This is a genomic window from Sphaerochaeta sp. UBA5849 (genome assembly GCA_002432715.1).
Taxonomy (GTDB): Bacteria; Spirochaetota; Spirochaetia; order Sphaerochaetales; family Sphaerochaetaceae; genus Sphaerochaeta.
Genome location: DJGJ01000011.1, coordinates 1 through 8,842, shown reverse-complemented (window position 1 = coordinate 8,842; position 8,842 = coordinate 1). Strand labels below are relative to the sequence as shown.

8 protein-coding genes and 1 tRNA gene are annotated in these 8,842 nt (G+C 50.7%); 7 read left to right on the top strand and 2 right to left on the bottom strand.

Annotated elements, in window-relative coordinates:
• Positions 1-121: 121 nt before the first annotated feature.
• Positions 122-895: a serine hydrolase gene (locus B3K89_RS01345; protein ID WP_345906957.1), complete on the top strand. Its 774-nt coding sequence runs from the start codon at positions 122-124 to the stop codon at positions 893-895.
• Positions 896-972: 77 nt separating this feature from the next.
• Positions 973-1,533 carry a CDP-alcohol phosphatidyltransferase family protein gene (locus B3K89_RS01340; RefSeq protein ID WP_345906956.1) on the top strand — a complete coding sequence of 187 codons (561 nt, stop codon included), beginning with the start codon at positions 973-975 and terminating at the stop codon, positions 1,531-1,533.
• A gap of 74 nt (positions 1,534-1,607) precedes the next feature.
• Here B3K89_RS01340 and B3K89_RS01335 read toward each other — a convergent pair.
• Positions 1,608-1,681: transfer RNA gene (locus B3K89_RS01335), tRNA-Ala, on the bottom strand.
• Positions 1,682-1,863: 182 nt separating this feature from the next.
• Between B3K89_RS01335 and B3K89_RS01330 the strand changes: the two genes are divergently transcribed.
• The 4 genes from B3K89_RS01330 to B3K89_RS01315 all read left to right on the top strand — a co-directional run bounded on the left by B3K89_RS01330 (position 1,864) and on the right by B3K89_RS01315 (position 5,768).
• Positions 1,864-3,327: a DUF1538 domain-containing protein gene (locus B3K89_RS01330; protein WP_345906955.1), complete on the top strand. Its 1,464-nt coding sequence runs from the start codon at positions 1,864-1,866 to the stop codon at positions 3,325-3,327.
• On the top strand, positions 3,324-3,929 hold the full coding sequence (locus tag B3K89_RS01325) for a P-II family nitrogen regulator (protein ID WP_293890925.1): 606 nt from the start codon (positions 3,324-3,326) through the stop codon (positions 3,927-3,929). Before B3K89_RS01330 ends, B3K89_RS01325 begins: the two co-directional genes overlap by 4 nt.
• Positions 3,930-4,137: 208 nt before the next feature.
• Positions 4,138-5,157 carry an aspartate-semialdehyde dehydrogenase gene (gene asd, locus B3K89_RS01320; protein WP_293890928.1) on the top strand — a complete coding sequence of 340 codons (1,020 nt, stop codon included), beginning with the start codon at positions 4,138-4,140 and terminating at the stop codon, positions 5,155-5,157.
• A 92-nt stretch (positions 5,158-5,249) separates the two neighbouring features.
• Entirely contained in the window at positions 5,250-5,768 is a 519-nt protein-coding gene (locus tag B3K89_RS01315; RefSeq protein ID WP_293890931.1) for an NUDIX hydrolase, read from the top strand.
• On the opposite strand, the gene B3K89_RS01310 is transcribed toward B3K89_RS01315, so the two are convergent.
• The gene (locus tag B3K89_RS01310) at positions 5,746-7,974 is read right to left on the bottom strand and encodes a peptidase U32 family protein (protein WP_345906954.1); all 2,229 of its coding nucleotides are present in this window, start codon (positions 7,972-7,974) and stop codon (positions 5,746-5,748) included. The genes B3K89_RS01315 and B3K89_RS01310 overlap by 23 nt on opposite strands.
• 103 nt (positions 7,975-8,077) lie before the next feature.
• Here B3K89_RS01310 and B3K89_RS01305 point away from each other — a divergent pair, with 103 nt between their 5' ends.
• The gene (locus B3K89_RS01305; RefSeq protein ID WP_345906953.1) at positions 8,078-8,626 is read left to right on the top strand and encodes a cyclic nucleotide-binding domain-containing protein; all 549 of its coding nucleotides are present in this window, start codon (positions 8,078-8,080) and stop codon (positions 8,624-8,626) included.
• Positions 8,627-8,842: the final 216 nt, after the last annotated feature.

The window sequence follows — 8,842 nt, the reverse complement described above, 5'->3', positions numbered from 1 at the left end:
CCACAAGATTTATGATTGAGCCGAAATCATCAACAACCGGCTTACCCTCTCCGAAGCGGTCAACAAGATTGTTGATTTGGATGGAGAAACATCGGTCCTCATCCGAAAAAATGGTTCGGTTTTGTTTGGGCACCATGCCGATGCCCCTCTTGCTGTAGGGTCTGCCTTCAAGCTTGGCATTCTGGCTGCGGTATGTGATGCAATCGAGGCAGGAAGGTTGCAGTGGAGCCAAAGTGTAGCCCTTCAGCCTGTATGGAAGAGTCTTCCTACCGGCATTCTGCAGGATTGGCCGGAAGGAACACAGGTTACCGTCGAGACCTTGGCGGCCCTGATGATCAGCCAGAACGACAATACCGCCACCGACGCTCTGCTTCACTTGGTCGGTAAAAGTGCAGTAGAGCGATACCTGCCTGGCTGCAAGCCTGTCTTGAGTACTGTCGATATGTTCAAGTTGAAGAATCCTGACAACAAGGATCTGCTCGCTGGTTATCGTACAGCCTCCTATGCAAAACGCCTTGCAATCCTTGAGGAGCTGAAGAAGCGTGAACTTCCCGAGCCCGGACTTTTTTCGGGTAATCCGGTTGCAATCGATATTGAGTGGTTTGTAACAGCGCATGAGCTTGCTGATCTGATCGAGCGGTTGCAGGCCTTGGACTTGATGACCATCAATACAGGACTTGCAACAAAACAGGACTGGCAACGAGTTGCTTTCAAGGGAGGCAGTGAGCCGGGAGTGCTCAACCTCACCACCTACTTGGAGGATGACCAAAAGAATCGCTATACGGTGGTGGTTACCGTAAACAATGCAGAGAAACCTCTCGATGAGAAGTTCATCATGGAGACGTATCAGGCAATCCTATCCCTGCTCGCCAAGGATGCCGGCAAGAGCCGGTAGAGATGTTTTTTCTGGAACAATCCCGTACGTGATGACAGCGTGACATACTATGCTATGATGAAGTAAGTGGGGAGCGCATGATGCACATCGGCAAGAACATTCCCAATATCATCTCTCTTTCGCGCATCGCCTTGTCCTTCAGCCTGTTCTTTGTCGCCCAACAGCCCGTGTTTGTTTTCTGGATCATCGTCGCCTGCGGCGTCACTGATGCACTTGACGGGTTCTTGGCACGCAGGTTGCACTGCGAGAGCGACTTGGGGGCACGCCTTGACTCTTTGGGAGACCTGTTGTTCTTCAGCGCCTTGGTGTTCTATGTAGTTCGGTATCAGATGGACATAATCCAGACGTATATGCCCGGTATTTATGCAATATTCATCATCAAGAGCCTCACACTGGTCGTATGCACCATCAAAAACCGTACTACGTATTCACTGCACACCTATGGCAACAAGCTTACCGGTATATTGGTGGTAATGGCCATCTGCCTGATCCTCTTGACCGGTAAAGGCCACTTTACGGCCGTGCTTGTAGCAGTAGGTGTTCTCAGCGCCTTGGAGGAGCTGCTCATCATGAGCTTGTACGAGCATCCCGATGTCAATATTCGAAGTATTTTTCTGGCGAGGAAAAGAGCTTCATAGGAGCTCTCGTGAAGCAACAGCTTGCCGATGCAAGAAAGAAAAAAGCCGTTGCTTTTGCAACGACTTAACTGTAGTGGAGGTAAGGGGAATTGAACCCCTGACCTTTTGAATGCCATTCAAACGCTCTAGCCAACTGAGCTACACCCCCAAGGCAACAACAAAAAGTATCATACGGATTGAAGGGCAATAAGTCAAGTGGGTGAAAAAAAGAATTGTGATTTTGCCTGCTTGACCTTTTCCTGGTAACAGAGTATTAATTCTTTGCATATATAACATATAGATTTGCTCAATTCATCAAGGGCTTTCCAGTCCCGAGACCAGGAGGATTGCATGGAGTTGCTCAAGAAGTTAAAGGAAGTTGGATCATCCATCATTCCCATTCTCGCGCTTGTTGCACTCATGCATTTTTTCATTACTCCATTGCCGGCCGGCTCGTTGACCTCCTTCATCATCGGAGGCTTCCTGCTTATCGCAGGACTCTCGTTGTTTTTGCTCGGAGTCGACATTGGATTACTGCCAATCGGTGAGCGCATAGGTTCGGCGGCAACGCGCTCCAAGCACTTGCTGGTCCTGCTTGGGACCGGCTTTCTTGTAGGAGTTGTCATCATTCTCGCAGAACCCAATATTGCCGTGCTGGCCGAACAGGTGAAAGGGGTGAACCCTTCGATTTCCAAGACATCCCTTGTTTCCATGATAGCCATCGGAGTTGGGTTCTATCTCATGGTCGGAATGGTCAGGGTTGTTTTCCACCTCTCGCTTCGTTTGGTCTATCTGGTCAGCTATGCCCTGTTATTCATCCTTTTCATCTTCAGTCCCATTGAAATGATGGGTATCGCCCTCGATGCCGGTGGAGCAGCCACCGGGCCGCTATCGGTGCCTTTCATCATGGCCATCGGTATTGGTATCGCCCGTGTCCAGAAGAAACAAAACGACGCCGACAACTTTGGGTATGTCTCCCTCGCCCTCATCGGTCCGACGTTCGCCCTTGGAATTCTCGGCCTGTTCAACGACGGCGGCGCTGCTTCTTCGGGCGAGGTCAGCGTTGCTGCAGCGGGAAACTTTCTCTCACTCATCCAACCAAGCCTTGCGATGACGGCCCAAGCTCTTGTTCCGCTTCTCCTGCTCTGCCTTTTCTATCAGTTCTTGCTGTTGAAGATGCCCCTCGGCCAACTTGTCCGCATGGTAACAGGATTTGTCTATCTTTTCATCGGACTCACCCTTTTCTTCATGGGAAGCAATGGCGGCTTCATCCCGGTGGGGTATCAGATCGGATACGCCATCGGGACCTACAATAGGTACCTGCTGTTATTGGTGGGGGCGGTCATCGGTGCCATTACCGTCCTCTCGGAGCCATCCGTATGGGTACTGGTAAACCAGGTGCAGGAAATTACCCAGGGACATATCAAGAAACCTCTCATGCTTGTTGCACTTGCAATCGGGGTAGGCTTGTCGCTCTTTCTTGCCATGATTCGGGTTATTACCGGACTCTCCATCTGGTACTTTGTATTGCCCACCTATGCATTGGCTGTTTTTCTCTCCTTCTTTGTGCCCGACCTGTTCGTCGGCCTCTCATTCGATAGCGGCAGCGTCTCCTCGGGTCCTATGGCTTCCACATTCATTCTTGCATTCGCCATCGGCAGCTCGGTGTCAGTGGGAGGCAATCCCCTCACGGATGCTTTCGGGGTGATACTCTTTGTTTCGATGACTCCTGTGGTCATTGTTGAGCTTTTGGGCCTTGTCTACAAACGAACGCAAAAGAAGATGGCCGCTTCAAAGGGAGGAAAGAGCATATGAGAAATACCTTGTTGTTTGCAATTGTAGAAGAAGGGAAGTCCGATGCTCTGATGCAGGTAGCCAAGAAAGCCGGCAGCACCGGAGGCACCATCCTTACCGGGCGCGGTACCGCATCGAGCTCACTTTTGTGCATCCTTGGTCTTGGTGATTCCCACAAGGAAATCCTGATGACCATGGTCAGTGATGCAGTCAAGGATGCAGTCTTCAAAGCAATAAGCAACGACCGTCATGTGCATGGGGTGCTTGCCGCCGTGCCGGCTTCATGGGATGGAGAGGCCTCTCCCGCACCAAAGACTGCAGAGTGGGACCTGGTCAACGTTATCTGCACCAGCGGGTATGCTGACGACATCATGACAGCCGCCCGCAAGGCAGGAGCAAGTGGTGGAACCATCGTCAATGGCCGGGGAACTGCCAAAGCCGATGACATTGCCTTTTATGGCTCGACTTTGGTGCCCGAGAAGGAACTTCTGATGATGTTCGTGAAACGGGAACAAACCGAAAAGATTCTTGCTTCCATAGCACAACTTTCCTGCATGCAGAAGAGCGGCAGCGGAATCGCCTTTACCTTCGCAGTGCAAGAATTTATAAAGCTTGGGCGATAGTCTCCTTCTAGGCAAAAACGAACGGTTTTGCTATGATTTTTGCTGCGCTGCGAAGTTTAGTATGATGAAACTTTGTGTTAATATAATAACAATTTGTTAAAAATCTCAATTATTTGTTACCAAACGCTTGAAAAACTCACGTAAAAACAGTACCGTACGGATACTTTATCGTACATGAACGGCTTTGTGCCGTTTGGGAGAACCGTAGATGGACAAGAAAATTAAAGTTGCCGTAATGGGTGCTACCGGCGCAGTCGGCCAGGTATTCATGTGGATGCTGGCCGATCATCCTTGGTTTGAGCTGACGTACGCCACCGCTTCAGCTTCCCGTGTTGGCTTGGAATATGCTTCCACCGTGCACTGGGTCATGCCCTTTGAGATGCCCAGGAACATTCGTGATGTACAAGTCAAGGAGTTCAACATGGAAGCGATGAAAGAGGCAGGGGTCAAGATTGTTTTCTCCGCCCTTCCTGCCGAAGTCGCCCGTGAAGCAGAACCTCAACTGAGAGACAACGGCTTCTATGTATTCTCCAATGCAGCATCCATGCGCTATGAGAGCAATGTACCCATTCTCATCCCCGAGACCAATGTCGAACAGCTCGACTTGATCAAGGACCAAGGCTATCCAGAGAAGGGATTTGTGGTCACCAATGCCAACTGCGTAACCACCGGCTTGGCCATGGCCCTCGCCCCGCTGCGCAAGTACGGGATAAAGAACATCATGGTTCATAGCTACCAGAGTGTCAGCGGCGCAGGATATCCGGGTCTTTCCTCCTTTGACATCACCGACAACTGCATCCCCTTCATCAAGGGTGAGGAAGAGAAGATTGAGAAAGAGATCAAGAAGATTCTTGCCATCAATCCCGAAGTCTACTGCTACACAGTCCGTGTGCCGGTCATGTTCGGACACCTTGAAGCCGTCTGGCTTGATTTGGAGCAGGATGTCGAGGTTGAGGATATTATCCAGGATTGGGCTGACTTCAAGGAGGTGGCCGACCTTCCTTCTACCCCCGAGCTTCCGGTCGAATACGGCAGCGACAACACCTTCCCGCAGCCTAAGTATGCCTTCTGGGGCAAGCCCAGCGGAATGGTTGTCTACACCGGTCGATTGAAGAAGAAGAACAGCAAAATTGGATTCCTCTTGTTGGTCAACAACATCGTCAAGGGCGCTGCCGGCGGTTCGATCCAGAATGCCGAGGCCTTTGTAAAACGGTTCGGACTCATTTAGGAAGACCATCATGCACTGTCGGGCTTCCGATCTCTGTCAGGGATTGGAAGCCCTGCTTTATTTGACTGGAATACAGGGAGCAAGGAGCTTCGATGGCTGAGTATTGGGATCTGTATGACGAACACAGGATTGCTTTGGGAAGGAAGCATCTTCGCGGCCGCCCCCTCCCTGAGAACACCTATCACGTGGTGGTTTCGGTGTGGACGGTCAACCAGGACAACAAGCTGCTGTTGACCCTCCGATCGGATGAGAAGGAACTCTATCCGGGCCTCTGGGAGAATACCTCGGGGTCGGTGGTCAGCGGGGAGACCAGCGCCCAAGCGGCACGGAGGGAGCTTGAGGAGGAGACCGGCATCGTTGCAACCGAAGACGAATTGGTCTTTCTCGGTACTGCACGCAAAGCCTTTTCCTTTGTGGACATCTATTTGGTCAGAAAAACATTGCAAGATACTGCAATCCGCCTGCAGAAAGGGGAAACCACCGCCTATATGTGGGTGACTCTTGCTGAATTGGAGGAAATCCACCGGCAAGGCAGGCTTGCATTCCCGGTGGCCTATCGGTTCGAACAGTTCAGGACGGTGTTTGAATCTATGCTCTCACCAAGTACGTGATGCAATCCTCGACCAGGACCTTGTAGCGGTCCTTGTCTCCCTTGACGTACCATGAGCCTTTATGAGGACAACCTTCACAACTGAGCATGAGCGAGTCGTGACGGAAGCACGAGCGGCTGATGAATAGAGGCGGGGTGTATGTTGCCTCAACTATCGTAGGAATAAACGGCCACGTGGTGAAATCCCCCTCATGTCGCTCCATCCACAAATAAGCACCCTTGAAGTTGAGACCCAGAGTAAGGGCAAGGTTGGCTGCCTCACTGTTGGCGAGGTACAGATAGATGTCAAGGAAACAAGCGATTTGGGTTTCTCTGAAATAGGATATCTGGCCGATGTTGTTCAGACCGATGCGTACTCGATCAAAGAATCCCTCTTCCTTCATTTTTGCAACAAGGAAATCGAGGTCGGTGAAGAACTGTCCTTCGTTGAACATCACAGGACTGAGGGGAAGATACAAGATTTCCTCAAAGCTAAAGAGCAAGGAACGAAGTTCTTCCCCTTGCTCTACCTTCTGCCTGAGCAGCTTCAAATCAAGAAAGGGAAGTTTGTCTATACCCTGCAGCACGCTGCGGGGAGGCAGGTTCTCGGTACTATGCTTGTCGATAATCGGTGCGATTGCCTCAGAAGAGGTGAAGTACTGGGCCAAATTTCTGTCCAGCAGTTCATACCAATTTCTCCGCATTGCCTTCAAAGCCGAGAGCGGCATGAAGAGGTTGGAAAGTTCATGCCCGGTTTTATTCTCCACAGTGAGAGTGCCCAAGCTAAAGTAGGAGGTATCACTCTGGTCAAGGATGGTTCTCAAATTTGCAAAGGTATCCTGTGGTTTCTTTGCCAGAGATACGGGAATGTCGTAGCTTGCCTCTTCGCCTCCGCCCATGAGTGTAAGTCGGGAATCGGAAATGACAAGTTGCACATCGAGTGGTTTTTTCACCGGTGGTAGCGTTTCGCTTACCAATGCCGGGTTGTGGTCATGCCGGCTGACAAGATAGAGCAGTTCTCCGGTACGCGGAGAAGCGTATCCGTTTTTCAAGTTTACTTGCACGGTCATTCCTGCCGTGGCTTCAGTGATGTTCCGTCCTTGCTGGTCCTGCAGTTGATACACACCGAATTTTATCGCATCGACCGGTCCTTTGCTGCTTTTGATAAAGTACATCAGGCCATCGTGGATACTGATGGTGCGCTCAACCCGTATGACAGCTTTTTCTTCCTTGACCAATACAATGGTAGCAGCTTTCAAACCCCGGTGGCCCGGATAGCTCACACTCCCCAATGTAGCGGTTTTCCGGGGAGAAAAATCCTGACTCTTGCGGCCATAGTCGCCGAGCCAACCTTTTGTCTGCCTGCGGCCAAAGACGATCGTCAATGCCTCATCAGCGGCTTCATCTTCTTGCTTTCCATCGAGAATTGAGCGGTAATACCGGGCAGCAAGCCCGCTGTAGGCAGGGCTTTTCATTCTTCCCTCAACCTTCAGGCTCTCGATGCCAAGCTTTTCGAGTTCTTTCACCAACGGTCCTGCCTTCAGGTCGCTCATGGAGAAAAACCAACCATCACGTTGGCCTTCAGGGATCGGACTGAGAGCGGCTTTCACTTCCAAGTCGGCGGAAACGGAAAAGTGGTTTCGGCAGATCTGGGCGCAAGCGCCGCAGTTGGCACTGCGTCCACATAGCTGTTCACTGGCCATGCAAAGGCCCGAAAAGCTGTAGCACAATGCCCCGTGGATGAAGACCTTCAGCTCTACATCGGGACAAGCCTCACGGATATGCTTGATTTCCTCGAAGGTAAGTTCACGGGCAAGAACCACCCGTTCAAAGCCAAGGCGAACCAACTCGCGTACTCCTTGAACGGTATGCACCGCCAATTGGGTGCTGCCATGCAACGATAGGGAAGGGAACTGTTGCCGGATGATATGGACAAGCCCCAAGTCTTGGACAATGATTCCGTCGCAGCCGATGAAGGCTATCTGCTTGAGAGTGCTCAAAAGCTCCAAAAGCTGGCTATCATCGGCGAGCGTGTTTACCGTCACATAGATTTTTTTTTCTTGGGAGAGAGCAATCTGTCTGAGTTTTGCAAGGTCCTCAAGCGTAAAGTTTACAGCCATTTTTCTAGCTGAAAAACTTTTCATGCCAAGGTAAACGGCATCGGCGCCTTCAGAGAAGGCCACAAGGGCAGGTTGCAGGGATCCTGCAGGGAGAGCGAGTTCTGTCATGCCCTTAGGGTAGTGGGGCACTGCATCCCTGTCAATCCAAATGGCCCACCCTTGTTCTGCGTCCGGGCCTCGGCGTATACTATGGATGTGAAGGAGGCAGCCTATGAATACAAAACATGATGCTGGAAATCCTGTATTGGAAGTCCCCAAGGGGACTGTCATCTACGAGCAGGGAGCTCCTTGTTCCACGATGTTTCTGCTGCGCAGCGGAACAGTCGGATTGTTCCTCAACTACCATACACCCCAGCAGTTTGAACTGTTTGAGATATCCAAGCCCGGTTCAAGTTTGGGAGAGATGGGCTTGTTTGACCATGAACCCAGAAATGCAACAGCGGTTGCTCTCTCCGACTGTGTCCTGATTGAGATCTCCCAACAGAATTTTCCTCACTTCATTGCAGCCCATCCGGAGGAAACTATCCAGATAATTCTTGACTTGAGCCAGCGGTTCAAGTCAGCGATCCAGGAGGTGCGCAGCAGCCACCAGATTGTTGCAGAATGCCTGGATGCTCTCAAGGAGGCGCAGGCAAACAAGAAGGATACCCTCAAGGAGAAAATTCGCAAGATTTCCGATTATTTGCTGGATATTCCCCAGGATGTTCCACCCGAACTCTACATCAGCTTCAATTCACGGTTCCATGGGACGATGTTCTAGAAAAAAAGTATGATTCTTATTAACTGTATGTATTTAAAAGATATAGTACTGAGTGAATGCTCATTGATATAGCTTATGGTACAGGTGTATGCTTTCCATGGTTTCAATATTTTCATGCAGGCCTTTCTCTATAAAGGAGTTGCGCTTGTTTGCAATACTGTTGCAGAAATGGCCGATATTGCCAGGGCAATCGCGTAAAAATTGTCGTCTCTGATA